Source organism: Pseudomonas sp. VMV1, from assembly GCF_056790235.1.
This window is the reverse complement of record NZ_JBXGSE010000014.1, coordinates 1-24,090: the sequence shown is the minus strand read 5'-3', so window position 1 is coordinate 24,090 and position 24,090 is coordinate 1. Positions and strand designations below refer to the sequence as shown.

At 62.2% G+C, this 24,090-nt stretch carries 25 protein-coding genes; 13 read left to right on the top strand and 12 right to left on the bottom strand.

The window, feature by feature from the left end:
• The first annotated feature begins 60 nt into the window (after positions 1-60).
• From ACUCV0_RS23215 to ACUCV0_RS23165, 11 genes are all read left to right on the top strand, one after another.
• A complete protein-coding gene (locus ACUCV0_RS23215) occupies positions 61-543 on the top strand; it encodes a hypothetical protein (RefSeq protein WP_482213843.1) in 483 nt (160 codons plus the stop codon).
• A gap of 57 nt (positions 544-600) precedes the next feature.
• Entirely contained in the window at positions 601-1,251 is a 651-nt protein-coding gene (locus ACUCV0_RS23210; RefSeq protein WP_482213842.1) for a hypothetical protein, read from the top strand.
• Positions 1,252-1,443: 192 nt separating this feature from the next.
• Positions 1,444-1,899, top strand: a complete 456-nt coding sequence (locus ACUCV0_RS23205; protein ID WP_482213841.1) for a hypothetical protein — start codon at positions 1,444-1,446, stop codon at positions 1,897-1,899.
• Between the two features lie 199 nt (positions 1,900-2,098).
• Positions 2,099-2,362, top strand: coding sequence for a hypothetical protein (locus ACUCV0_RS23200; RefSeq protein WP_074585467.1), 264 nt, complete (start codon positions 2,099-2,101; stop codon positions 2,360-2,362).
• A 282-nt stretch (positions 2,363-2,644) separates the two neighbouring features.
• A complete protein-coding gene (locus ACUCV0_RS23195; RefSeq protein ID WP_482213840.1) occupies positions 2,645-2,986 on the top strand; it encodes a hypothetical protein in 342 nt (113 codons plus the stop codon).
• A gap of 59 nt (positions 2,987-3,045) precedes the next feature.
• Positions 3,046-3,543, top strand: coding sequence for a hypothetical protein (locus ACUCV0_RS23190; protein ID WP_482213839.1), 498 nt, complete (start codon positions 3,046-3,048; stop codon positions 3,541-3,543).
• Between the two features lie 68 nt (positions 3,544-3,611).
• Complete coding sequence (locus tag ACUCV0_RS23185; RefSeq protein WP_482213838.1) at positions 3,612-4,496, top strand: DNA adenine modification methylase; 885 nt, start codon at positions 3,612-3,614, stop codon at positions 4,494-4,496.
• Between the two features lie 192 nt (positions 4,497-4,688).
• Positions 4,689-4,937, top strand: a complete 249-nt coding sequence (locus ACUCV0_RS23180; RefSeq protein ID WP_074585459.1) for a hypothetical protein — start codon at positions 4,689-4,691, stop codon at positions 4,935-4,937.
• A gap of 58 nt (positions 4,938-4,995) precedes the next feature.
• Positions 4,996-5,136, top strand: coding sequence for a hypothetical protein (locus ACUCV0_RS23175; RefSeq protein ID WP_171991231.1), 141 nt, complete (start codon positions 4,996-4,998; stop codon positions 5,134-5,136).
• 267 nt (positions 5,137-5,403) lie between these two features.
• Positions 5,404-5,700, top strand: coding sequence for a hypothetical protein (locus tag ACUCV0_RS23170; RefSeq protein ID WP_064307007.1), 297 nt, complete (start codon positions 5,404-5,406; stop codon positions 5,698-5,700).
• A gap of 62 nt (positions 5,701-5,762) precedes the next feature.
• Positions 5,763-6,620 carry a hypothetical protein gene (locus ACUCV0_RS23165; protein WP_482213837.1) on the top strand — a complete coding sequence of 286 codons (858 nt, stop codon included), beginning with the start codon at positions 5,763-5,765 and terminating at the stop codon, positions 6,618-6,620.
• A 406-nt stretch (positions 6,621-7,026) separates the two neighbouring features.
• On the opposite strand, the gene ACUCV0_RS23160 is transcribed toward ACUCV0_RS23165, so the two are convergent.
• The 8 genes from ACUCV0_RS23160 to ACUCV0_RS23125 all read right to left on the bottom strand — a co-directional run bounded on the left by ACUCV0_RS23160 (position 7,027) and on the right by ACUCV0_RS23125 (position 17,974).
• Positions 7,027-8,487, bottom strand: a complete 1,461-nt coding sequence (locus ACUCV0_RS23160; RefSeq protein WP_482213836.1) for a 3-sulfolactaldehyde dehydrogenase — start codon at positions 8,485-8,487, stop codon at positions 7,027-7,029.
• 22 nt (positions 8,488-8,509) lie between these two features.
• Positions 8,510-10,249, bottom strand: a complete 1,740-nt coding sequence (locus ACUCV0_RS23155; RefSeq protein WP_482213835.1) for a 6-deoxy-6-sulfo-D-gluconate dehydratase — start codon at positions 10,247-10,249, stop codon at positions 8,510-8,512.
• Positions 10,250-10,379: 130 nt separating this feature from the next.
• The gene (locus tag ACUCV0_RS23150; protein ID WP_482213834.1) at positions 10,380-11,162 is read right to left on the bottom strand and encodes a sulfoquinovose 1-dehydrogenase; all 783 of its coding nucleotides are present in this window, start codon (positions 11,160-11,162) and stop codon (positions 10,380-10,382) included.
• Positions 11,163-11,195: 33 nt separating this feature from the next.
• Positions 11,196-12,071: a 6-deoxy-6-sulfogluconolactonase gene (locus tag ACUCV0_RS23145; RefSeq protein WP_482213833.1), complete on the bottom strand. Its 876-nt coding sequence runs from the start codon at positions 12,069-12,071 to the stop codon at positions 11,196-11,198.
• Positions 12,068-12,982: an aldose 1-epimerase gene (locus tag ACUCV0_RS23140; RefSeq protein ID WP_482213832.1), complete on the bottom strand. Its 915-nt coding sequence runs from the start codon at positions 12,980-12,982 to the stop codon at positions 12,068-12,070. Before ACUCV0_RS23140 ends, ACUCV0_RS23145 begins: the two co-directional genes overlap by 4 nt.
• 12 nt (positions 12,983-12,994) lie before the next feature.
• Positions 12,995-14,095, bottom strand: a complete 1,101-nt coding sequence (locus ACUCV0_RS23135; RefSeq protein WP_482213831.1) for a porin — start codon at positions 14,093-14,095, stop codon at positions 12,995-12,997.
• Positions 14,096-14,183: 88 nt separating this feature from the next.
• A complete protein-coding gene (locus ACUCV0_RS23130; RefSeq protein ID WP_482213830.1) occupies positions 14,184-16,223 on the bottom strand; it encodes an alpha-glucosidase in 2,040 nt (679 codons plus the stop codon).
• The gene (locus tag ACUCV0_RS23125) at positions 16,220-17,974 is read right to left on the bottom strand and encodes a solute:sodium symporter family transporter (RefSeq protein WP_482213829.1); all 1,755 of its coding nucleotides are present in this window, start codon (positions 17,972-17,974) and stop codon (positions 16,220-16,222) included. The genes ACUCV0_RS23130 and ACUCV0_RS23125 overlap by 4 nt, the downstream gene beginning before the upstream one ends.
• A 229-nt stretch (positions 17,975-18,203) precedes the next feature.
• Here ACUCV0_RS23125 and ACUCV0_RS23120 point away from each other — a divergent pair, with 229 nt between their 5' ends.
• Positions 18,204-19,265 (top strand): LacI family DNA-binding transcriptional regulator, encoded by a 1,062-nt coding sequence (locus ACUCV0_RS23120; RefSeq protein WP_482213828.1) that lies wholly within the window; start codon positions 18,204-18,206, stop codon positions 19,263-19,265.
• A 27-nt stretch (positions 19,266-19,292) separates the two neighbouring features.
• Here the strand turns inward: ACUCV0_RS23120 and ACUCV0_RS23115 are convergent, their stop codons facing one another.
• From ACUCV0_RS23115 to ACUCV0_RS23100, 4 genes are all read right to left on the bottom strand, one after another.
• Positions 19,293-20,045, bottom strand: coding sequence for a TSUP family transporter (locus ACUCV0_RS23115; RefSeq protein ID WP_482213827.1), 753 nt, complete (start codon positions 20,043-20,045; stop codon positions 19,293-19,295).
• Positions 20,045-21,004 (bottom strand): 2-hydroxyacid dehydrogenase, encoded by a 960-nt coding sequence (locus tag ACUCV0_RS23110; protein WP_482213826.1) that lies wholly within the window; start codon positions 21,002-21,004, stop codon positions 20,045-20,047. Before ACUCV0_RS23110 ends, ACUCV0_RS23115 begins: the two co-directional genes overlap by 1 nt.
• Complete coding sequence (locus ACUCV0_RS23105) at positions 20,997-22,394, bottom strand: MFS transporter (RefSeq protein WP_482213825.1); 1,398 nt, start codon at positions 22,392-22,394, stop codon at positions 20,997-20,999. The genes ACUCV0_RS23110 and ACUCV0_RS23105 overlap by 8 nt, the downstream gene beginning before the upstream one ends.
• Positions 22,395-22,500: 106 nt before the next feature.
• A complete protein-coding gene (locus ACUCV0_RS23100) occupies positions 22,501-23,268 on the bottom strand; it encodes a 2-dehydro-3,6-dideoxy-6-sulfogluconate aldolase (protein ID WP_482213851.1) in 768 nt (255 codons plus the stop codon).
• 581 nt (positions 23,269-23,849) lie between these two features.
• Here ACUCV0_RS23100 and ACUCV0_RS23095 point away from each other — a divergent pair.
• Positions 23,850-23,990: a hypothetical protein gene (locus tag ACUCV0_RS23095; RefSeq protein WP_482213824.1), complete on the top strand. Its 141-nt coding sequence runs from the start codon at positions 23,850-23,852 to the stop codon at positions 23,988-23,990.
• Positions 23,991-24,090 lie beyond the last annotated feature (100 nt).

Here is a 24,090-nt window from a genome sequence, read left to right as displayed (position 1 = left end):
CCCCCCTCGCGGCCCTTCTCCCGTCGGGGGAGGGGCCGCTCACTCCTTAGGAGCTACCCCATGACGACTACCCAAACGCAGCCTTCTGCTGAGCTCAAGCGAACCATGCTCAACCTTCGGGTCCGCTGGCGCTCGAGCTACCAAGGCCGCCATTCGTTCGACTGTTTCTTGGACGGCGCGTCGTGCCGGTTTGAGGTGCAGACCGAGCGCAGGACGCGCGACGCATACTCAAATTGCTCGCCTGAGGAATTCGAGCGTGACGTCAACGGATCGGTCGGGCTGGTGCGTTGCGGGTTGCCGCTGTCGCTAGAAGCCGTTGCCGGGTTCAACCGGTCACGCTACGACGAATACAAGGCGCAGATCGATCTGATCCTGGCTCAGCCTGAGAAGTATGGCCACTACACGCCTGAGCCGTTTCAGGTGTACCTAGGCGGGGTGTGGAGCAAAGAGGCCGGCTGGTCTCGGCTCCACACGTTCGACGAGGTACTGGCTCTCAGCGGTATCCCGGCCAGCGAAGCGGTAGACGGTACGCAACACCCTTAACCCACTGCGGGATCACCCCGCACTGGGATGGTCCCGCTCCCACCCAGGAGCAAAACCATGAATACCCATCAAGCCCTGCTGGTCTGCCAGCTGTTACTCAAGCGAGCAGGTTCGCGTGTGCGCCTCCGGCAGCCCTCGCATTGCGGGACCGATTTCTGGTCCTTCACCGTCGTCGGCCGTGGTCGCCTCGGCAACCGCATCGTGGTCCCGTTCGTCCATAGCTTCCAAGGCTATCGGATCCTGGGAATCCTCGATCAGACGGGCCGCAACGCTCGTTGGGGCGGCCTCGGCCAGGCGCTCACCGGATGCCGCCAGCTGGCGCACTACGGTGATATTGGCCAGGTGGTCGTCCGTTTCGGACAGCCTACGCTGCTCAAGGAGTATCACCTGGGTTCGCCCGAGGTGATCCCCAGGCTGTCGCCGACGCTGCGCAAGCTGCTCACGACTGCGCCCGCAGCCGATCAGCTGATCGTGCGGGACCACCACACCGGCGACGACGTGGTCACCAGCACGCTGCCCGGGGAAGAGGTTGCTCAGCTGCTGAGCAGCTGCCTCGCCGGCGCCGCGGTTACAGCGCCGGGCAACGCTTCCCAACTGATCGCCGAGTTCGGTTTGGACCTGTGCTTAGGCACCGGGACTGACCGCGGCATGTTGCTATCCCGAGAGACGCTACGGCGGACGCATTCCGCCCTGCTGACTGTTGCGTGACACACCTGCCCCCGCCCGGGGGCGGGCCTTCTACCGAGTCTTTTGAGCAAGCGAAGGCTTGCTGAGCAGACTTCTCCGTCATCGATGTCGATGCCGGGAAAGCCAGCTGACGCCTAGTCAGCACATTACCAACCCAGCGCGGGGCTGCATGATCCCGCGTGGGGATCATGGCCTCGCATCAAGGAGCAGACCATGAACGAACGTACCCTTCACACAGTCATCGCCGCTCTGCGTTTCTGGCAGCTGCACGAGGGCCAGCATCCAGCGCCTTTGGTGGATGTGGCCAGCAACGACGGTGAGGTCGACCCGCTCTCCTCGAAGGAGATCGATGACCTCATCGAGAGTCACCTGAACGCCGGCGGCGCCGGCCAGGATTCCTGGTTGAGCGTTAAAAGGGAGGGATTTGGTGTCGCTGTCCTCTTGGACGATGGCAAACCGACCCTTATCCATGCCACCGGCCTGCCGGCTGGCGCGCGTGTCCAGGTCTTTAACGAAGTCTGCCTCGATCACCTGAGCCTGTATGGCCCTGGCGAGCTGGGTACGCTTGTGATGCCCACCGGGCACAACCGCATCTACGTCAAAGACGTCACGCCCGAGCTGGAACAGATCGACAGCGTCGACGACCTGATGCATCTCGCAACGCGGTAGCTCTGGGCCGCCTGTGCGCGTGCAGGAGGCTTTGCCTCTCATGCGTAGCGTCGGCTGCAGCTACACCCAATACCCCGATCGCGTGATGAGCGTGATCGGCCAACTCAGCGCGTCCTCACCGGCGTGACCTGAGATTCAACCCTAGCGGGCATTCATGCCCGCTAGGGGCGTGCGTGCCCGCCTTTCTCGAGGTGCATGCATGACCATCATTCTTCAAGCCGCAAGGCTGTTGGGGCCACGCCAGATCGGCCGGCGCGCGAGCGTCACTACCGATACGATGAAGATCCTGCTTTGGGAGCTATCAGACGGTGCGGTTCTCGAGCTCCTCCGCGAACTGGCACCCGGGAAGCGTCCGCGCTTCACCCAGGTCCGTGAACGCGCTGACGGCTTCGACGACCTGCTGGTGTTCTACGAGCGCGGGCGCGCCCGGGTCTTCAGCCCCAACCGCTACGCAGCTGCGTAGACGTTCCCCTCTGGCCGCTTAGGCGTCCAGAGGGGGCTTTGCTGGCATTGGCCTTGCCGCTTCGCTATAGTCGGACCGCGCATCGACGCCTGAGCTGGCAGCCCAGCACCTTTCCCTATCCGTTCGAGATCGCTTTCCCAAGCCCAGCTTGCGAAAGTGATCTTTTCTGCCCCCCGCATGTGCGGTGGCAGATTCCTCAGCTGACCTGGTCAGCACCTCACCCACCTGCGGGGCTACTGGCCCTGCAGGGTCATAGCCTCGCTTCACTCTGGAGCGATCGGCATGAACCTCTACCACTGCACGTTTGAAATGGCTGACTACCGGGTGACTGCCCAGGTAGCTGGTCTGAGCACGGTCGACGCGGCGAGTCGCTTCGTCGTGTCTCCCTTCGGCAAACGGCTATTTCGCCACATCGCACCGCGGGCATCGGCCGCCGGTTCCATCATCGGCTTCTTCGATGGCAGCCGGTACGTGATGGCCTTACCGCTGTGGCGCACCCCGGCGCGCGATCAGTTCGGTAAGCCCCGGTGCCTTGTCTCGGCCTGGAGTCTCTCGACTCAGGCCGTCGACGACCTCTGCTTCGATGCTTCGGCGGTTGCCCGTCGCAGCGTCTGCGTTTCCTAATCCCCTGGGTGGCCATGTCCCCCTCGGGGCATGGCCACCTCCTACTCCCGGAGATAGTCATGAAACTCACCTACACCTGCTCGCTCGTATCCCGCGGTTTCAAACTGGTTGATCAAGCGGTCGGTTACGACATGCAAGATGCCGCCAGGCGGTTCCTAATGGACGGCATGGGAGCGTTGGCGGCGCAGCGGTTCAATATCGGCGTCGTCGACGACCTTCAACGCATTCCTGAGGCGCACAGCTTGGATCCATTCATCCTGAGCGGTGGCGTCGGTAAGCAGCAGCCTTGGTCCCTGACGGTAGCCCAGCAAGGCGAAACCGGTACGGTCAATGTCCTGGTTCGCTACAACAACGGCGGGGAGGTCTTGGTCGAGGCAGACAGCCCGATCAATCTCTTCTTCCTGCAGGATGGAGATAGCGATTGGGATGACGAGGAAAAGCCGAACTCCTGCGTTTCTGTGGGTGGTCTCGACCTCTATGTCCAGCGCATCGTGTGCAAACCCACCGATGTCACCGAGCTATTGGCGGCGTTCAGTCACGTGCCGCCGAACGACTGATCAACAACTCAACCCTATCGGGGCATTACCCCCGATAGGGGGTGTGCCTCCTTTAACTGGAGCACATCATGAAATTTCCGAACTCGATCCTGTCTTTCCCGGACCGTGGACCCTGGGGTAATAGCCGCTACCGCGGGAACTGCAGTGGCCACGTCATTCAGGGCTTCTTTGCGACCTACCACCGGCGCAAGGATGGCCTGGCGTTCGATCCCAGCATTGGCGGGGGCACCTCTGTCGAGGTGGCTCAGGAGATGGGGTTGCGTTTCAAAGGTACCGACCTGCACCAGGGCTTCAACCTGCTGCTGGATGATCTGCAGACGTTCCTGTGCGAGGAGGCACATTCGTGCTTCTGGCACCCGGCGTACCTGGACATGATCCAGTACAGCGGGAACGTCTGGGGTGAACCCAACCGGTGGGACATGAGCCGCATGGCGATGAGGGAGTTCGTGGAGGCGCTGGAGCTGGCCTTGATGAACATCCACGACGCCATGGAGCGCGGCGGTACCTACGGCATCTTGATGGGCAACCTGCGCCGGCAGGGGGAGTACTTCAATCTCTCCTCGCTGGTGGAGCGGGTCGCGCCCGGCAAGCTGATCGACGAGCTGATCAAGGCGCAGCACAACTGCGTCTCGGACCGGCGAACCTACAGCGGCAACGTCGTACGCATCGCGCACGAGAAGCTGCTGGTCTTTCGCAAGGAGCGCGGTTCACTGCACTTCCTGGCCAAGGTCCAGCAGCGCGCTCAGGCCATGCAGGGCATCACCTGGCGAGCCGCAGTGCGTCGGTTGCTGCAGGGTGGCAAGACGCTGCACCTCAAGGAGATCAACACGCAGCTCGAGGCCTACGCGGCTACCCGGGCGAATAACCACTGGGAGGCCAAGATTCGGCAGGTCGTCCAGGACGAGCGCTATTTCGAGCGCGTCTCGCCTGGCACCTATCGACTCGCGGTATGACGATCTCGCCCCCCTTCAGCCTGGCTGAGGGGGGCAGAGACCGCTTCGGCAAGAGCAGCTTGCTCAAGCGGTTTCAGGCAGACCCATGGTGGTCTGTTTTGAAAAGCTGGTACCACCAGCACTCACTAAACCGGCGGGGTTTAACAACCCCGTCAGGGCGTTGTTATCTCCGCCATAACCGGAGATAACACGATGAAAAAAAATGACGTTCTTGGAGAGTTCATCGCACACACGTTTTTTGGTGTGATGTTCTTTCTTGTCCTTGCGTCGGCGGCGCTCCTGCTGTCGTGGTTTACCTACCTCATAGGGACGTTCGAGTTTGGCAGACCACTTGTTCCGATACTGACCGTACTGGAAAAAGTGATTTTGGCTGGAGACTGCATTTTTTTGCTCTGGTGGGTGATAAAATCCACCATCAAAGCCTGCAAGAATCTAGACTAAAACGAGTTGATAGGCCGTATCGCGGCCTTCCACATGTGTAGTACTGAGAGGAATTGCTATGAATGACTTTATTCGTGGCTTCAAGCGCGGCGCCAGACAGACCATGTACGGCTACTGGGCGCCCGCCGTGGCTTTGTGGAGACTGCTGTCGAGCACTACGGACGATCTGATCCGCAAGGCTAATCAGGCAGAGAAATAGAGCTTTCCTTCTACATCAGCGGCGGTCCAGGCTTGCCTGCGCCGCTGCACCCGTTCCTCTTGCTGGGAACGCCGATGTCGATCCAGGGCCCTCGTGGCTCTGGATCGACGGATCGGAAACCGTTTCGCAAAGCAGGCCTTTGCAAAGCGGTTTCAGCGTGGCCAATGGTGGCCGCGTCGAAAGGCAGCTGATCCTCTATCAGCACATCGATAAACCCTGGCGGGAGCTCTCCCGCAGGGACTGGTCTCGCCCTCTACCGGAGAGACCATGGAAGTCACCGCTCCCCACCTTGCGAATTATCTCTACTCAGGCTTCGTCTCGACGTTTTCCGACGTTGAGCGTGAACGGCTCTGCCAGGTGTATCCCTGGGCCAGAATCAACTTTGCCGAAGGAGAGGTGGATGTCCACACGAGCTTTCGCGCCCGCCTCACGGATGGGCGCACGTTGCTGTGTCTGTTCCCGGAGGCCCTTGGCGATCACGTGCTGATCGTCGACACCCCAATGGAGCTGCTCAAGCAGACCCTGATACCGCTCGTGTCCATCGAACGCATCATCTACTCATAACCCCACCCAGCCGGGCCTAGTCCCGGTAGGGACACGGCCTGGCTCTACTAAGGAGCTAGACCATGAATCACGAAAATGCGGTACGTCCCTGTGCCGAAGCGGATGTCCTGAAGCTCGTGCATTCGCTGCGCGCGCTCGACGCCAAACAGCTGCTGCAGGCCGCCATCGAACGAGGGCTGACCTTCGGTGACTGCATCAACGCTTTCGGTGTGACGCCTGAGGAAAACGCGTTCGTGAGCGCTGCGCAGGCAATGCCGGACGACGACATCGAGTTCGATGACAGAACCGTCGTGTCGCGTAGCGAGCGGGGTGCATTCGTGCACTGCTGGCACTTCGTGCCAAATGAAGCGGCCGGCATTCCCGAGCCATCGGTGATGCTCGAAGCGCTGCAATACTTCGCTGCCACCCACCAGGGTGGAGGTGATCCGCAGCTGAAGGCCAAATATCTCGCGCTCGCGCAACTGATGGATGTCCTGGGCGCTGAGTTCGACGAGCTCGAGGGCACCCCGCGAGAGGTGGTCCCGTCGTGCTTTGACTTGGGGGACGCGTCCATTGAGATGCTGCCTTCCAGGCTCGTGGCTGAACTGGCTGCTACCGCACTGGACCAGGGATTCTCTCCGGTTCTCGCAGAGGCACTGCTCAACTGGATCGAGCACCAGGGCAACCTGCTCGACCAGCTGCGCCTGAGATGTTTGTGGCAGCCACCTGAAGCCAGGCCGCGTTGTAAGAATCTTTCACTCGATCATGCGCTCGATGAAGACGGTGTAGTTGACACCTGCACATGCACAGGCTGTAGAGGTCTACACAGAGTTTGCGGTGCGTGTGCCTGCATCACTTATTACTTCCGGCAATGCCCAACCGCAGTATGTCGGGGGGCGCGAGATGGCCCTGATAGGCTAGCTCCGGCAAACGATCGGTGATGAATGGGCCCTAGCTGTAGAATAACGCGCTGGGGCCATAAGGTGTGTGCATCTGAACATCGATTAACGCGGGGACGCCCCAGGCGACTGCGAAAGGGCCCGAGTTTATTGGTGGGGATTGGGTGCTCGTAGGCCACCAGGACGAACGCCTATTCATAGGTGGCCAAGAACCGAAGTCGATGATCATCTGGCGGCTGATGCACGCTGGCTGGCTTAGTAAGTGTATGGCCGAAAGCGTTCGGAACGCCGTGGCTGGCGAGCGACACCAGTGGGATGAGCGCCAGGCCGCCTCGCCAGACGCAGCGGCGCGCATTAGGGTATCGGACATGGGGCTACTCCATGCAGGGCATATTGTTCTTATGGATGCTCAGTCAAAGGGGGCAGCAACGGCCCCCTTTGCCAAACTTCAGCGGTCGACGCCGCCGAGGCACACGTACTTGATTTCGAGGTAGTCTTCGATGCCATAGCGCGAACCTTCGCGGCCAAGGCCCGATTGTTTGACACCACCGAACGGCGCCATCTCGTTGGCGATGGCTGCGGTATTGACGCCGACCATGCCGTATTCGAGGTTCTCGCTGACACGCAGCACGCGGCCGATGTCGCGGCTGTAGAAGTAGCTGGCCAGGCCGAATTCCGTGGCGTTGGCCCGCTCGACCACCTCGTCCTCGCTAGAGAAGCGGAACAGCGGCGCCAGTGGCCCGAAAGTTTCTTCATGGGCCACCTTCATCTGCGCGGTGACTTCGGTGAGCACGGTCGGCTCGAAGAAGCTGCCACCCAGGGCGTGGCGTTGGCCGCCGGCGATAAGCCGGGCGCCTTTCTCGCGGGCGTCGCTGATGTGTTCTTCGACCTTGCGCACAGCGCTCTCGTCGATCATCGGGCCTTGGGTGATGCCGGCCTCGGCGCCATTCCCCAGGCGAAGGGCCGCGGCGGCAGCGGCGAGCTTCTCGGCAAAGCGGTCGTAGATGCCGTCCTGCACGTAGATGCGGTTGGCGCAGACGCAGGTCTGCCCGGCATTGCGGAATTTGGACAGCATCGCGCCTTCTACGGCCAAGTCGAGGTCGGCGTCATCGAAGACAATGAACGGCGCGTTGCCGCCCAGCTCCATCGACACCTTCTTCACGGTCTCGGCGCATTGTCCGATCAGCAGCTTGCCCACCGGCGTGGAGCCTGTGAAGCTGAACTTGCGCACCAGCGGGTGGCCGGTCAGCACGCTGCCGATCTGGGTCGCGCTGCCGGTGACCACGCTGAACACGCCGGCGGGGATGCCCGCGCGCTCGGCGAGGGCAGCCAGGGCCAGCGCCGAGAGCGGCGTCTGGCTGGCCGGGCGTAGCACCATCGGGCAACCGGCGGCCAAGGCCGGGGCCACCTTCCGGGTGATCATCGCGTGGGGAAAGTTCCACGGAGTGATGGCTGCGGCGACGCCGATCGGCTCCTTGATGACGATGATGCGCTTGTCGGCCGAGGGCTGCGGGATGGTATCGCCATACACGCGCTTGGCCTCCTCGGCAAACCACTGCACGAAGGACATGCCGTTGGCCAGCTCGCCACGGGCTTCGGCCAGTGGCTTGCCTTGTTCGGCGGTCAGCAGGCGGGCAAGGTCTTCCTGGTGTTCGACCATGAGCGCGTACCAGCGCTGCAGCAGTTCGGCGCGCTCCTTGGCGGTCTTGCGCTTCCAAGGCTTGAAGGCACGGTGCGCGGCCAGCACCGCGCGCTCGGTTTCGCTGGCGCCCATCTGCGGAGCACGCGCCAGTACCTCACCAGTGGCGGGGTTGGTGACGACAAAGGTTTCGCCGGAATCGGCACTTACCCATTGGCCGTCGATGAACGCCTGTTGTTTGAGCAAAGAAGGATCGTTGAGTTCGAGCATCAGTCAGTTTCCTGGGCAAGGTTCAGTGGATGGGTGGCTCAGGCACGGCTTCGCCGGCCTGAAGGAAATCGAAGTCGCAACCTTCGTTGGCCTGGGTCACATGCTGTTGGTACAGCGCAGCGAAGGAGCGGCCATAAGTTTTGTGCTGCGGCACATGCTCGGCGCGGCGGCGCGCCAGTTCGTCATCGCTGACCCGCATGTTCAGCGTGCCGGCAGCGACGTCGAGGTCGATGATGTCGCCCGTGCGCACCAGCGCCAGCGGCCCGCCAACAGCGGCCTCAGGCGCCACGTGCAGGATGCAGCTGCCATAATGGGTGCCGCTCATGCGCGAATCGGAGATGCGCAGCAGGTCGCGCACACCGGCTTCCAGCAGGCGTTTGGGGATTGGCAGGTTGCCCCACTCGGGCATGCCTGGCGCGCCCACGGGGCCGGCGTTGCGCAGGATCAGCACGGTGTCTGCAGTGACCTCCAGCGCTGGATCGTCGATCATCCGGCTGAGGGTTTCATGGTCATCGAAAACTAATGCCGGGCCACTGTGGCGGCGCAGGCGCGGGTCGGCTGCTGAGGACTTCATCACTGCGCCGTCAGGACACAGGTTGCCGCGCAGCAGCGCCAGGGTCGCGCCTTGATCGAGGCTGACCACCGGGTTGTCGAGTGGGCGAATAATGTCGTCGTCGTAACACGGGGCATCCGCCAGCAGGCTGTCCCAGCTCTGCCCGGTGGCGCCTTCACATTCCAGGTGCAGGAGCGGTTCGATCTTGCGCATCAGCGCACGCAGCCCGCCGGCAAAATGGTAGTCCTCCATCAGCGCCGTGCCGGACGGGAACAGGTTGAGCAGCACCGGGATCTTCGCGGCAGCAGCAGCCAGCTGGTCGAGGGTCAGGTCAATGCCGGCGCGCCGGGCGATGGCAATCAGGTGGATCGCCGCATTGGTCGACCCGCCCATGGCCATGTACACCGCCACGCCGTTGGCCACGTGCTTGTCGGTCAGCCAGGTCGAAGGACGGCGGTCGCGCCAGACCAGGTCGACGATGGTCGAGCCACACTGCGAGGCCATCCGCGGGTGGGCGCCGTCAGCGGCGGGAATGCTCGATGCGCCGGGCAGGGTGAAGCCCATGGCGTCGGCGATGCTGGTCATGGTCGAGGCCGTGCCGACGGTATTGCAGGTGCCGATCGATCGGGTCATGGCGCCTTCGAGTTCTTCCCAGGCGATCGTGTCGATCAGCCCCAGGCGGCGCTCGTCCCAGTACTTCTTGGTGTGGGTGCCGGCGCCTGTCTTGACGCCACGCCACTGGCCGTTGGACATCGGCCCCGCCGGGCAGTAGATCACTGGCAGGTCCATGCTCAGTGCGCCCATCAGCAAGCCAGGCGTGGACTTGTCGCAGCCGCCCAGCAGCACGGCGCCGTCGATTGGTAACGAACGCAGCAGCTCTTCAGCCTCCATCGCCAGCAGGTTGCGGTACAGCATGGTGGTCGGTTTGACCATTACCTCGCCCACTGACTGCACGGGCAACTCCACCGGGAAGCCTCCCGCTGCCCAGACACCGCGCTTGACCGCTTCGGCACGCTCCCGCAGGTGCGAATGGCAGGGCGACATCTCGCTCCAGGTGTTGAGGATGGCAATCACTGGCTTTCCCATGAACTCCTCACGACGCAGGCCAATCTGCTGCAGGCGCTGGCGATGAGCGAATGCACGGATAGTGTCTGGGGCGAACCATCGCTGGCTGCGCAGTTCTTCGATTTTCTTGTGTTTTTCAAACATGAGCTGAGCCTTTTGCCAAGGGCACCACGCGAAATCGTAGCGCTGCGAACTGGATAATCGGAGCATACTTAGATCGATTTCGCAGCGCTACGATTTTTCGCAAAATAAGTGCCTGAAGACGATCTGGGGGTTACTGAATCGACAGTCCTGCGTCGACGACAAAGTTCTGGCCGGTGCAGCCACGACTGTCGTCACTGGCCAAGAACAGAGCCAGGCGCGCACAATCGCTGGCATCCAGGCGGAACTTGAGCATTTGCTGATCGATGAAAGCTTGGCTCGCCGCTTCCAGGCCGGCCGGGTCGGCGGCCCACATAGCATCCTGACGTTCGGTACGGATGGCGCCCGGCACCAGGCTGTTGACCCGGATACCCTGCGCGCCCAGTTCACGCGCCAGGGTACGTGTCATACCGTTCAGCGCTGCCTTGGCGGTCGTGTAGCAGATCATCCCGGGCCGCCCGCGCATCCACGAGATCGAGCCCATGTTGATGATTGCCCCGCTGCCTCGCCGCGCCATGCCGGGCGTGACGGCCTGCGCAGCGAAGAAGGCGTGACGCAGGTTGGTCTGCATGCGTTCGTCCCAGTACTCGACGCTGACATCGGCCAAGGCATGGCGGTCATCGCGGGCAGCGTTGTTGATCAGCACATCGATGCCACCCCAGGTGTGTTCCACTTCGGCCACACACGCCTGCAAGCGCTCGATATCACGCACATCGCACCGTAAGAAAAGCACGTTGGCGCCCAGCGTCTGTGCTAGCGCCTGCCCAACGTCGGCATCCAGGTCAAGAAAGGCGACACGGCTGCCCTGTGCGACGAACGCTTCGACGAAGGCGCGGCCGACGCCCGAAGCACCACCGCTGATGAAGATCACTTTGCCGGCCAGTCTGGGGTACTGCGTATCGGTATGACGATTCATGGTGAAGGGTACTCGTGAACTAATGGAAAGGACTTAACCGGCGAACAGCGGCTCGGGGCAGCCGGGTACGTCGACACGGATGGCGAACACGCAACCGGACAGGGGCCAGGCCGCGAGATCCTCGGCGCTGCGGTTCTCGCGCGAACTGGTGATGTAAAGCGTACGTAGGTCTTCGCCACCGAAGGCGACCATGGTCGGCCAACGCGTCGGCACCTGGACTTCTGCGAGCACCTGACCGTCAGGGCTCAGGCGCAACACCCGGCCGCCGTCGAACTGCGCGCTCCAGTAGCAGCCCGCGCTGTCGAATGCCGCGCCATCCGGACGCCCGCCACTGCCACGCGAGAACTCACGGAGCAACTGCCGTGGGCCAGGGTGGCCATCGGCATCCAGCGGGTAGCGGTACAGCACATGATTGGGGGTGTCGCTGTGGTAGACCCACGCGCGGTCTGGGCTGAAGGCCAGGCCGTTGGATACCATCACATCGCCGGCCATAACCTGCACACGGCGCTGCGCATCCACCCGCACCAGTTGCCCGCCATTGCGGTCACGCGGTTGCCACAGGGTGCCGGCCCAGAAGCGCCCCCAAGGGTCGACGCGGCCATCGTTGAAGCGGCTGTGCTCGGCGCCGCTGGGGTTGTCGGCCAGGCGCTCGCCCAGTTGCCCCTGAGCATCGAGCAGGTAGATGCCGGAGCGCAGCGCGACAATGAAGCCGCCCTGCTCGCGCAGGCCGAAACAGCCCAGTTCCTCGGGCAACTGCAGGCTGCTCACATGGCCATCGCGCAGGTCGAGGCGATGCAGCCGCCCGGCGAGGATGTCGGCCCAGTACAGGGCTTGCTCACGAACCGACCAGACCGGGCATTCGCCCAGTTCCGACGGCTGGCGGACCACACAGGTCAGGGTTTCACTCATGCAGGGTTCTCCAGGTTGGCGCTGCTCGGCAGCAGGCGCAGCGCACGTTCGGTCGACGCCCCCGGGGCCAGCCAGACCAGACCGTGCGCCGTGGGCGTGGGGAAATTGATGGCATTGTTCAGATGGCTGACCGGCTCGACCGCGATGAAGCCCGCAGGTGCTGACGGCGTGAACACCACCAGGTGTTCAAGGCCGGGCCCGGCCTGCAGACGCAGGCCGACCTGAGCGTCGGGCCAGAACAGGCTTGCGTGGGCATCCCAGCCATCGAAGCAGTTGTCCAGGCCCACTGCGCCTACCGCCCGGGGCTGGCGGAAGTCCCATGTCTCGGGCACTGCCGTACGCTCTGCCGGCAGGCCATCTGGCCCGGCCTGCCATACCCGCGTGGCGCTGAAAGCTAGCCGCAGTTCACCCTGGCGCTCGAAATACGGGTGCCAGCCAAGGCCTGCGGGCATCGGCTGCCCACTGAGGTTGGTGAGCCCCAGCTGCAGGTGCAAGCCCTCCTCACTCAGAGCAATGCTCTGCCAAGCGACGAAGTCCCATGGCCAGTCCTCGGCATCGGCGCCGTGGGCATGGTGACGCAGGCTGAGCCAGCAGCTTTGCGGCGAGTGCGCATCAACCTGCCATGCCCGCTGCCAGCCAAGGCCGTGAAGCGGATGCGGATGGTCACCGAAGTTACCGCGCAGTTGCTGCAGTAGGCCATTGGCGCTAAAGCGCCCGTGGGCGATGCGGTTGGAATACGGCACCAACGGGTAGCAGGCACTGCGCCGCACACTGTCACTGCCGTCCCAGGGGCGCAGCAACTCGAAGCTGCCCAGGCGCAGGTAGCCCAGGGCACCGCCGAGGCTCGGCAGCACTCCGGCGCTGAGGGCGCCGCAGCTCAGGTTCAGTTGCGGATGCAAGGCAGAGCTCATAACAATCAAGATTCAGAAACTCCAGCGAAGACCTAAGGTACCAGCCCATGGGTCATAGCCGGCCGCCACGCTCGGGTAATCTTCGCTGAGCAGCGAGAAGCCTTGGGTGGAGTGGCTGTTGTTGTTGATGTGCGAGACATAGGTATACAGCTGGGTATTGGGGTTGAACGAATAGATGTAGCCGGCATGGGCCGCCCAGGCTCGGGCGCCCTCGGCCTCGATCCGCTGGGAAACGCCGAAGGTCAGGTCATTGTGGTCGTCGACGACAATCCGCGCATTGACCATCTTCGCCGAGGCGAACCAGCGAGCCTCGGTGTCGCGCTTGGAGTACACATAGTTGGCCCCCCAGATCACGCCGCCCCACAGGTAATTGCCCGACACCACGTGGGTCGTCTGGGTGTACAGCTCGCTGCTGGTTTCGGTAGGAGCCGAGTCATGGCGGTTGTAGCCGTAACCCAACTTGGTGAAACCATTGCGATAACGCACGTTGAAGCCACCAGTACGGTTCTGGTTGGGGCCGTTTACGATACTGGAGTTGCCGTAGGAGTAGCCAAGTTCGGTAGAAAAACCGTTCACTTCAGGCGAGCGGTAGCGCACCGTGGTGTCGTAGAACCCGCCCGTGCCGCTTTTACCCAGTACCGCAGTGTGCTCCAGGCTCATGATCGCCGCCATGTTCGACAACCCATATAGGGCGACGTCCGAATCCAGGAACACCCAGTAGATCGGCATGTACAGGCTGCCCATGGCCGCCGAGCCGAACGGGCCACTGACGCCGACGCCATAGCCGCGGTTGGTCGAGACCTGTCCGCCCTTCCAGATGCGGCGCAACACCAGCCCGCGCTCACCGAACGCCTGCAGGGCATAACCGCTGTCGCCCAAGGCGTAGTCGAGCTTCACCCCGAAACGCGAGGCCTGCAGGTTGCCGTCCGAGACCATGGTGTGGTCAGGTGCAGTCTTGCTGAACGAGCCCGTCTGCACGTTCAGATCGAGAATACCGTAGGGGTTGATGCTGAGGTTGCCGGCCTTCCAGACGATCGGCTCGGCATGGCTGGGCAGTGCGCAGACGTTGGCCAGCAGGGTGAAGCCAAGGACACGTAGATTCTTGTTATTCATGTCAGCAGCGCTCTTTCATGGCCGCAGTGGGCCGACGCGCCTGCCGCAGCAGGCGCGCAATGGGACAATTTCAGGTAGGCGTGCCGGATCAGAGCACGGACAGGCTCTCGAATAGGGCTTGCCAGCGGCTGCCCACGCGGCTGAACACCGGCGGTTGTCCCAGTGGCGCCGCGACCTCGATACGCTGCCCACCCTCGAAGCGCTCGCCGCTCCACCAGTGCTGCCAGATCTCGCCAGACGGCAGGTAGACGCTCCATTGCGCCTTGCCCTCGGCATGCACGGGCGCCACCAGCAGGTCACGGCCATACAGGTACTGGTCTTGGACGGCGTAGCAGCCGGCGTCCTGTTCGTGATGCAGGAACAGGGGCCGCTGCAACGGCAGGCCGCTGGCCTGAGCCTCATCCATTAGGCTTTCGACGTAGGGTTTCATGCCGGCGAACACCTGGGTCATGCGGGCGAAATGCGCCAGGGTGGCCGGGTCTTGCCAGAACTGCAGGTTCTGGTCCGGGCGGTTGCCTTCGTGGGTACGCATCACCGGGGTGAACGCAGCCATTTCCGCCCAGCGCTGGAACAGCTCCGCGGTACGGCAGTTGCCATAGAGGCTGGTGTAGCCGCCGATATCACTGTGGTGATAGGCATTGCCCAGCAAGCCGGACGACAACGCGCCGCAAATCACCGTCTGCAGGCCATCGTGGCGGCTGAAGTCAACCGACTGGTCACCCGCCCACAGCAAGGGGCAATGCGCTTGCACGCCGCTGTAGCCGGCGCGCATGAAGAACAGTGCATCGCCAGTGCGCCCGGCGTTGCCGATAGCGCGGGCATTGACCTCGGCCCAGCGCACTGGCCAGGCGTTGTGCTCGAGCATGGGGTTGGCATCACCGGCCAGTTTGACGTCGATCGGCAGATACTCGCCGAAGTCCGCCATCCAACCTGACAGGCCCTTGTCGAGCATCTCCTGGCCGATGATCCGGGTTTCGAACCATTGCGCCGCCGCTGGCAGGGTGAAGTCGACCACGCCACAAAGAAACTCGCCAAAGTCCACCAGGTAAGTGCCGCCTTCGGCGCTGGTGGCGAGGAAGCCCGCCGCTTCGGCTTCGGCGAACAGCGGGCCGTCGTTGCACAGATAAGGGTTCACATAACCGAGGAAGCGCAGGCCGCGCTCGTGCAGGCTGCCGACCCAGGCCTGGTGGTCGGGGTAGCGCTCGGCGTTCCATTGCCAGTCCCAGAACAGCCGCTTGCCGAACGAGGTGATGCGCAGCCCTTCCCAGTCCTCGCACCACAGCGCGCTGACCTTAGTGCCGTGTTCGAGCGCAGTCTGCAAGTGATGTTCGGCGTGCTCACGGCCATTCTTCAGGCCGAGGATCGCACCGTCGAGCACCCACTGCGGCAGGCGGGGCTGGCGGCCGAAATAGCGGCTGAGGGCGCCAACCAGGTCGATGTAGCTGTTACTGACAAAGAATTCCAGCGCCTCGGGCACCGCCCACACCTGCAGTTCGTGGAAGTCGCCGTGGCGGAAGTCGAAATCGGCATACGCACTAGTCACTAGGTGTGCGCTGTAGCGCCGCGAGGAGATGAACGTCGGTTGCGGGTAGTTGGTGTGATAGTAATCACCACCGGCATTGGCTTCGTTGTCAGCCTGCAGGGTCAGCCAGGTCGACTTGTCCCGGCCAACGCCCGGCTCGGAGGTCCACAACGGGAAGTTGCGCCCGCGCAGGTTGAAATAAGACATCTGCTCGCCGCTGCCCCAGACCTGCTCGTCGGCCTCGGCGGGCAAGCGTAGCCAAAGACGATTGCAACCTGGCTGCGGCGCCTGCATGAGCAGGCGCACGCGCTCGCCTTGGCAGTCCAGGCGCAGGGTCAGTAGCAGCGGACCTTCGGCCCAGGCGCGCATCTCGATCAACCCGGCCTGGGCATCGAGGCGGGCATGACGCAGGGCCACGCGCTCCTGCACGTAGTCGCGGATGCGGAAGTTACCACGCTGCATTTCCATCTCGGCCTCGCCGTAGCCGGCGAACACCGCCGGCTGCATCGGGCTGTGGCACCACAGCAGGCGCCCGTCCACTTCCAGGAGGACCTGCTCGCCTGCCTGGTGCAGATTCACTTTCTGGGGGATGGATACGCTATTCATCGTGGGTTGATCTCGTAGTCAGGCAGAGTTTGGGTGACAGTCAGGCGTCGAAAGCGGCGACGGCACAGCGCGACGCCGGCAAAAGCCAGCAGCCAGGTCAACGCCAGCAGCGACAGGTAGAGCCCGGCAGGCCCGCCGACACGGGCGATACCCAGGGGTGAAAAGGTCAGGTAGATAGACACCAGGGCGGCGAACAGCAGCACGCTGAAGCTACCCGCATGCCGCCATGGCGTCAGATCCACGGTGCGTGCCGGGGTGGGCGAGACATAGGGGGTGGCGCGGTCGAAGTGTTTGCGTAGCAGCACCAGCAAGGCCATCTCTACCGCGAACATGATGCCCATGACATGGATGAAGCTGATCCCCAGGCGGGCGTCGATCTTCAGCCCCAGCACCAGTACCGCGTAGCACACCGCATGTAGGCCGAGCACCAGCTTAGCCGGCGTCGCACCGCCGCGGGCACTGAAGAAGCCGAACAGCATGATGGCGATGATCGGCATGTTGAAGAAGCCGGTAAAGCGCCGCAGGACCGCATAGATGCCTTCCGGGGTGTACATCAGCATCGGTGCGACTACCAATGAAACCAGTGCGGCAATCACGCTGACACGCTTGCCGAAGCGCACCAGTGTCTCGTCCGAGGCCATGGGCCGGATCGACTTGTAGAAGTCATAGGTCAGTAAGGTCGCCGTGCCGTTGATGATCGCGTTGAAGTGGCTCATCACCGTGCCGAAGATCACCGCCACGAAGAAGCCTTTCATCCACCAGGGCATTAGCGCCGCGACCAATGCCGGGTAGGCCAGGTCCGAGTTGGCCAGGGGCTGGTCGCGGAACAGGTGCCAGGCGATCACCCCGGGCATCAGCATGGCGAGCGGCACCAGCAGTTTCAGGCAACCGGACAGCAGTACGCCCTTCTGGCCCTCGGCCAAGCTCTTGGCCGCCATGCTCTTCTGCACGATGGCCTGGTTGGTGCACCAATAGAACAGGTTGGCGAAGATCATCCCGGTGAACACGGCGCCAAACGGCACCTTGTCTTCGCTGCCGCCGATGGCGTTGAGTTTTTGCGGGTTGTCGTGCAGCAGGGTCTGGGCACCGGACAGCACATCACCCTGCCCCAGCGTCCACAGGCCGATGATCGGGATCAGGATCACCACCACCAGCAGGCCGATGCCGTTGATGGTGTCCGACACGGCCACCGCCCGCAGCCCGCCCAGTACCGCATAGGCGGCACCGATCACCCCGGTGGCGACAACCAGCAGGCTGATGGTGGCCGGATACGACCAGCCGAGGATTCCCTGCAGGTCGAAGATCTGGTTGAAGGTGATCGCCCCCAGGTACAACGAGGCCGGGTTGAGCACCAGGGTATAGGTGGCAACCATCAGCGCGCTGACCACCCGGCGCGTGCTGCGGTCATAACGTTTCTCGATGAATTCCGGGAGGGTCGAGAAACCACCGCGTAGGTAGCGCGGCAGGAAGAACAGGGCCAAGGCGATGGTCGAAACGGCGGCAGTCGCCTCCCAGGCCATGGAACTGAGGTTATGGGCGTACGAATCACCGTTGAGGCCCACCAGCTGGTCGATTGACAAGTTGGTCAGCATCATCGATCCGGCGATGAACCAGCCATTCAGACCGCCGCTAGCCATGAAGTAGCCATGGGCGCCAACGTCCTTGGCCTGGCGGGTAAACCGATAGGAGATCACTGCAACCAGGACAGTGAAAAACAGCATGCTCAGGAAGGTAAAAAGGGACGTGCTCATTTTTATATTTGTTCTCCAACGCGGGTTGGGCAGCGTTGCAATGGCAAAATCGCAGCGCTGCAAAATTACCTACTGAGCGTAGCGTAGGTGAAATCGTAGCGCTACGAATACCTTCGAAATGACACATTGATTTTCGAAAACGAACACGCAAGCACCCCAGCGATACGCTTTGAGATTGACTTGGTCCCGTCAGGCTCGCATGCTTTTGCCTTCGAAAAATGAGGTGGCGATGAGCGACAGATCAGACAGCGAAATCAGCAACGGCGCGGCACGCCGCCCTCGGATCAACCGGGTAACCATGGGCGTGGTTGCTGAACAGGCCAAGGTCTCCCCCAGCACGGTATCGCTGTTCCTGCGCGACCCGGATTCGGTCTCCAGCAAGCGTGCTGAACGCATCCGCAAAGCCATCGCCGACACTGGCTACACCATCAATCGCCTAGCCGGCGCGCTGGCTGGTAACCACAGCCGCGCAGTCGCAGTGATCGTGCCGTCGATGATCAATGCCTTCTTCTCGGAAACCTTGCAAGCCATGCAAGAAGTCTTCGAACGTCGTGGCTACCAGTTGTTGATAAGCAACAGCGACTACGACACACAACGCGAGCTGGAGTTACTGCGCGCTCACCTGTCCTGGTCACCGGCAGCTTTGGTCGTTACCGGTAGCGATCACACCGCCGCCCGCCCACTACTCGAAGCCACCGGTATTCCCGTGGCGCAGATGTGGGAACTGGGTAACGACCCGTTCCATTTGCAGGTCGGCTTCTACCACGAAGCCGTCGGTGCAGCCCTGGCTGAGCACTTGTACGCGCAGGGGCTGGAGCGCTTCGTCTATGTTGGAACCCGCATGCACCTCGACCACCGCGCCCGCCAGCGCGCTGAAGGGTTCAGTGCCTGGCTGGCTGGCAAGGGGCAGAGCGCACAGGTGATCGCGCTGGAGCAAAACACGTCGCAGGACGAACTCAACGAGGTGTTCGATGAAATTGCCCGTCACGGCGACGGGCCACAAGGTCTGTGCTGTTCGAACGATGTACTGGCCATCGCTGCCTTGTTTGAAGCGCGGCGCCGCGGCATTGCCGTGCCGGATCAGTTGGCAATCGCCGGCTTTGGCGACCTGCCACTGAGCAAGCTCAGTGCACCGCGCCTGACCACCGTGCGCCCCTACCCTGGCGAAATCGGGCGTACCGTCGCCACCCGGCTGTTGAGCTGGATCGAGGCTGGCACTCTGCCCGATCAGCCCCAGGTCATCGACTTGGGCTTCGAGCTCGTCGTACGCGAGAGCAGCGTGCGCCAGTAAGAGGCGCACGCAGTACCGCCGGCCAGACTAAGCGGCAGCCAGCACCTTGGCGATCAGGCTCGCACCGGCCAGCAGCAACAGACCAAATACCGCCAGACGCAGCACCCGCGGTGAAATGGCCAGTGGGTGTCGTCGCATCCACCATGTCAGCAGGAACACGATTGGTAATGCCTCCAGCGAGAGGTAGCCTGCCTGCAGCTCGAATCGGTGTGTCGCTACCACCACGCTCAGGCGCATCAACGCATTGACCGCGAACACCACGATCAGCGTGTCGCGGATGACCTGCACAGCCAGTGGTTGGCGATAGAGCTGGTAGACCAAAGGCGGCCCGGCGCTGGAAAACAGCCCGCCCATCACGCCGGAAATACTGGCGAAAAAGGCGAAACCGAACCGGCCCGACATCTGCTGTCGCCCTTGGGACTGCAGGACCAGCATGAAGCTGCATACGATGATGGTGATGCCGAGGATGATCTCCAGCAGGGCCCGCTCATGCGTGCCTAGCAATGACAGCAATTGCACGCCACCCACGACACCCGCCAGACTGCAGGCTAGCACCAGCAGTACCAGCTGGCGCGGCAGCCCCGGCCACTTGCGCACCATGACCAGCGCGTTGGCCAGCGTCAGGATCGAGCTCACGTTCGCTACGGTTTCCATGGGCGCCAGGCCCAATATGCCGGTCAGCCCTAGCAACAACAGGCCGAACGCAAAGCCGGTGGCGTTCTGGGCGAAGGTAGCGACGACGACACACAGCATGAAACCAAGATGCTGCCACAGCTCCATCAGTGCGAGCCCTCACGCACCGGGTGCAGCACCAATCCGGTGGCAAACAGCGCTGCCAGGTTAGCAAGCACCCTATCGGCCATGGCCTGACGCGTTTCCTTCGTGCCACTTGCCACATGTGGCGACAACACGACCGTATCCAGTTCACGCAAGGCAGCAGGCACATGCGGTTCGTCCGCGAACACGTCCAGTGCCGCCCCGGCAATCCGGCCATTGATCAGCGCATCGATCAGCGCGGGCTGATCCACCACCGAGCCACGCGCCACGTTGACCAGCATCCCATTGGCGCCCAGCGCCTCCAGCACCGGCTGGTTGACCAGGCCGTCGGTAGCGCCGCCACCGGGCACCGCCAGCACCAGGAAATCACTGCGTTCGGCCAGCGTCAGCAACGACTCATGGTAGGTGTATGCCAACTGCGGCTTTGGCGTGCGGCTCGAATAAATCACCTGCATGCTGAAGGCGCTGGCACGCCGGGCAATCGCCTGGCCGATCGGCCCCATGCCGAGGATGCCGCAAGTCTTGCCACCCAGCGCGGTGGACAAGCCAAAGCGCTCTGCGCCCCAACGCCCGGCTCTGACGAAACGGTCAGCCACCACCACTTGCCGGGCGACGGCAAGCAGCAGGGCCATGGCAGCATCGGCTACGCAATCGTTGAGCACATCTGGCGTGTTGCTGACTTGAATACCCCGGGCGCGGGCTGCTTTCAGGTCCACGGCGTCGGTTCCCACACCGAAACAGACAATGGCGCGCAAGGCTGGTAACTGCCCGATGAGGTCTGCGCTGGCGCCGTGCACGCCCGTGGTCACCAACACCTGAACATCCGCGCCCTGCTCGGCCAGGAGCGCGGCAGGCGAATCGCAGCGCCACAGTTCTAGCAGCTGATAGTGTTGTTCAAGTTGTAACTGCAAGGCAGGCAGCAGGGGCCCGACGCATAGCACCAGCGGTTTCGTATTAGACATCGCGAATCTTTCTCTTGTCAGGTGTTGTCGGAGTCAGTTCAAGACGGCGCAACGGGCCGACCACCACCAGGTAGCTGAGCATCGCCAGAAGTGCATTGGCCGCGACGAACACCAGTGCCATGTTGAAGGAGCCGGTGGCCTGCACGATGAAGCCAATGATGATGGGAGTGGTGATGCCACCGATGTTGCCGAACGTGTTGAACAGCCCAGCCGTTACCCCTCCGGCCTGCCGGGGTGCGGCATCGGCCATGACCGCCCAGCCCAGTGATGCGAAGCCCTTGCCGAAGAAGGCAAACGCCATGATTGCGATGACCATCCAGGGTAAGGACACATAGTTGCAGATGATCATGCTGGTGGAGGCCAGCAACCCGACGATGATTGGTACTTTGCGCGCCAGGCTCAGTGAGCCGGTCTTGCGCATGATGCCGTCGGAGCAGAGCCCGCCCAGCAGGTTGCCAACAAAGCCACAGATTGCCGGGATTGAGGCCAGGAAGCCGGCCTGGAGAATCGACATCCCGCGCTCCTGCACCAGGTAGATCGGAAACCAGGTGGTGAAGAAATAGGTAATCGTAGAGAAGCAGTAGTGACCGATATAAATCCCAACCATCATCCGGCTGCTCAACAGGCCCTTGAGAATCGCCGGCAATTTCAAGGCGTCGTCGGTTTTGCGCTGCTTGCCAAGGTAGGCATCCATATCGACCACCGCACCGCCTTCACGCAGGTAGTCCAGTTCGGCCTGATTAATACGCGGGTGCTCCAGCGGCGAATGCACTTTGCGTACCCAGACCCAAGTCATGATGAACCCTAACACGCCCATCATTAGGTAAACCGAGCGCCAACCGTAAGCGTGGATGAGCCAGCCGCTGACTGGCGCGAACAGCACGATCGCGAAGTATTGCCCGGAGTTGAAGATTGAGGATGCCGTGCCCCGCTCACTGGCCGGGAACCACGAGGAGACCATCCGGCTGTTGCCTGGCGCCGCCGGCGCTTCAGCCAGACCGACCAGGAAGCGCAAGGCAAAAAATGCTGTGACCACCAGGCTGACGTTGAAGCCTCCGTTGAACGCCTGGACCAGGGTCAGAAGCGACCAGCAGAAAATGCTGACGGCATAGGTGCGCTTGGAGCCGTATCGGTCCAGCAGCCAGCCACCTGGCAACTGGCCTAGCACATAGGCCCAGGCGAACGCCGAGAAGATCCAGCCCATTTGAACAGGGCTGAGAGCGAACTCACCCTGGATAGCGGAGCCGGTAATGGACAGGATGCCCCGGTCGCCATAGTTCAGCGTTGAGACGAGGAACAGGATGAGAATGATCCAGTAGCGCGTGCGTGAAGGCGCTACGGCAGCAGCGGCGCTCGCCGCGATGCGGCCGGAAACAGGTGCTTGGTTCATCGAGACTCCTTCCAGCGCACAATGGCGCCGGATTGTTATTCTTGTAGGGATGCTCACTTGCTACCCCTTTGTGGGGTAGCCTATGTTCAGCGCAGCGCGGAATCGGTCAGTAGGCCGTCGCTACCGCTTCGGGCGCCTGACGGCCTTTCAAGGCCACCAGCAGTTCGTTAGCCTTGCTCATCATCATCGCCATGTCAGAGGCCACGGCGGCGAAGGCATAACCTTGCTCCAAGTAGCTACCAACCAGTTCCGGCGTGCCGCCGACAATGCCGAGTGGCATGCCGATAGCTTTGCAGCGCGCAACCGCGTCGCTGATCATGGCCTGGATTTCAGGGTGCGCCGGATTGCCGATATGGCCACAGACACTGGACAGGTCACCCGGGCCAAGGAACAGTGCATCAACTCCCGGCACGGCTGCGATTTCTTCAAGGTTGGCCAGTGCAGTCGCGGTTTCGATCTGCAGGATGCAACACACCGAGTCATTAGCCTGCTGACCGTAGCCCTTCCATGTTCCGTAGCGACTGGCCCGATGCACGGCAGCAAATCCACGGGTACCCATGGGCGGGTACTTCACGGCACTGACCGCAGCCCTGGCCTGCTCGGCATTTTCCACGAACGGCACCATCACATTGGTCGAACCCAGGTCCAGTGCGCGCTTCAGCAGCACTGGATCATTGGCAGCCACTCGCACGATCGGCTGCGCACCGCTGCACTGGATGGCCTGCAAGATATGCCAAAGATCGCGGAATTCGATCGGTACGTGTTCCATGTCCACAAGCAGCCAGTCGAAGCCTGCGTAACCCAGCGCCTCTGCTGTACTCGCCGATGCAGACATGAGCCAGGTACCGAGCGGCGCAGATTGGCGTTGCAACAAGTTTGAGAAGGTGGGCGGAGTGATAGCAGTTGTCATAGCGACTTCCTGAGGGTTGATCAATCAAGCACCACAAGCAAAATCGTAGCGCTGCGTTTCAAAAAGAGCCTACTGCATCTTAAATCGCAGCGCTACGATTTTTGGCCTGAGGTTTTGCTTCAGACTCTTCATCTCAGATTCGATTGATGAAGTGAGAGGGGGGAGGTTTCAAAGAATGACACGGGTGGATTCTCTAAGGTTATGTGGTCAGGACGGGGTGATTCGAACATTTGCTCCCTTGCACACCATCCTGGCTGTCGATGCCTTGCTGTGGCTCTCCTACGTGGGCCTTACGTCCTAAAGGGCATTTAAGAAGATGAAAGATGTTCATCGAAGGCGCGAAGGTAATCAGGGCGGTAGTGGAGTTCATGACGGCGGCCCGCGAGGCACCGCGCATCTACTTCGCTCCGTTACGCGGGGCTATAACCGGTGTCATTTTGCAATGGCGACAGCTGCAAAACTGCCACCAAAACAGTGGCACAAAGCCGTTGTGATGGCACCAGCCCGGGCGTATGCTCAGGACATGTACTGGCGAGGAGCCGACCATGCTCCGACATCACCTAGTGCGTTTCTTCAAATCCTTCGCTGCTGAGTTCGCCAGCGCTGCCAAGCAGGCGCCGGCGATCTACTTCGCACCCCGGCGGGGCGCGATCAACGCGGTAAAGGCGCAAGCTCGCAAGGCTTGAGCGTAATCCTGGCCAGCCTCTCTTCCGGGAGGCTGAGCTTTCACCTGTGGATTCAACCGGTGAACGCAACACACTAAATCCTGCGTAAGCAGGAGGGTGC

Bases quoted from the DNA above. Each gene is read 5' to 3' on its own strand.
- ACUCV0_RS23215 (WP_482213843.1), top strand. From the start codon at position 61: ATGACGACTACCCAAACGCAGCCTTCTGCTGAGCTCAAGCGAACCATG.
- ACUCV0_RS23210 (WP_482213842.1), top strand. From the start codon at position 601: ATGAATACCCATCAAGCCCTGCTGGTCTGCCAGCTGTTACTCAAGCGA.
- ACUCV0_RS23205 (WP_482213841.1), top strand. From the start codon at position 1,444: ATGAACGAACGTACCCTTCACACAGTCATCGCCGCTCTGCGTTTCTGG.
- ACUCV0_RS23200 (WP_074585467.1), top strand. From the start codon at position 2,099: ATGACCATCATTCTTCAAGCCGCAAGGCTGTTGGGGCCACGCCAGATC.
- ACUCV0_RS23195 (WP_482213840.1), top strand. From the start codon at position 2,645: ATGAACCTCTACCACTGCACGTTTGAAATGGCTGACTACCGGGTGACT.
- ACUCV0_RS23190 (WP_482213839.1), top strand. From the start codon at position 3,046: ATGAAACTCACCTACACCTGCTCGCTCGTATCCCGCGGTTTCAAACTG.
- ACUCV0_RS23185 (WP_482213838.1), top strand. From the start codon at position 3,612: ATGAAATTTCCGAACTCGATCCTGTCTTTCCCGGACCGTGGACCCTGG.
- ACUCV0_RS23180 (WP_074585459.1), top strand. From the start codon at position 4,689: ATGAAAAAAAATGACGTTCTTGGAGAGTTCATCGCACACACGTTTTTT.
- ACUCV0_RS23175 (WP_171991231.1), top strand. From the start codon at position 4,996: ATGAATGACTTTATTCGTGGCTTCAAGCGCGGCGCCAGACAGACCATG.
- ACUCV0_RS23170 (WP_064307007.1), top strand. From the start codon at position 5,404: ATGGAAGTCACCGCTCCCCACCTTGCGAATTATCTCTACTCAGGCTTC.
- ACUCV0_RS23165 (WP_482213837.1), top strand. From the start codon at position 5,763: ATGAATCACGAAAATGCGGTACGTCCCTGTGCCGAAGCGGATGTCCTG.
- ACUCV0_RS23160 (WP_482213836.1), bottom strand. From the start codon at position 8,487: ATGCTCGAACTCAACGATCCTTCTTTGCTCAAACAACAGGCGTTCATC.
- ACUCV0_RS23155 (WP_482213835.1), bottom strand. From the start codon at position 10,249: ATGTTTGAAAAACACAAGAAAATCGAAGAACTGCGCAGCCAGCGATGG.
- ACUCV0_RS23150 (WP_482213834.1), bottom strand. From the start codon at position 11,162: ATGAATCGTCATACCGATACGCAGTACCCCAGACTGGCCGGCAAAGTG.
- ACUCV0_RS23145 (WP_482213833.1), bottom strand. From the start codon at position 12,071: ATGAGTGAAACCCTGACCTGTGTGGTCCGCCAGCCGTCGGAACTGGGC.
- ACUCV0_RS23140 (WP_482213832.1), bottom strand. From the start codon at position 12,982: ATGAGCTCTGCCTTGCATCCGCAACTGAACCTGAGCTGCGGCGCCCTC.
- ACUCV0_RS23135 (WP_482213831.1), bottom strand. From the start codon at position 14,095: ATGAATAACAAGAATCTACGTGTCCTTGGCTTCACCCTGCTGGCCAAC.
- ACUCV0_RS23130 (WP_482213830.1), bottom strand. From the start codon at position 16,223: ATGAATAGCGTATCCATCCCCCAGAAAGTGAATCTGCACCAGGCAGGC.
- ACUCV0_RS23125 (WP_482213829.1), bottom strand. From the start codon at position 17,974: ATGAGCACGTCCCTTTTTACCTTCCTGAGCATGCTGTTTTTCACTGTC.
- ACUCV0_RS23120 (WP_482213828.1), top strand. From the start codon at position 18,204: ATGAGCGACAGATCAGACAGCGAAATCAGCAACGGCGCGGCACGCCGC.
- ACUCV0_RS23115 (WP_482213827.1), bottom strand. From the start codon at position 20,045: ATGGAGCTGTGGCAGCATCTTGGTTTCATGCTGTGTGTCGTCGTCGCT.
- ACUCV0_RS23110 (WP_482213826.1), bottom strand. From the start codon at position 21,004: ATGTCTAATACGAAACCGCTGGTGCTATGCGTCGGGCCCCTGCTGCCT.
- ACUCV0_RS23105 (WP_482213825.1), bottom strand. From the start codon at position 22,394: ATGAACCAAGCACCTGTTTCCGGCCGCATCGCGGCGAGCGCCGCTGCT.
- ACUCV0_RS23095 (WP_482213824.1), top strand. From the start codon at position 23,850: ATGCTCCGACATCACCTAGTGCGTTTCTTCAAATCCTTCGCTGCTGAG.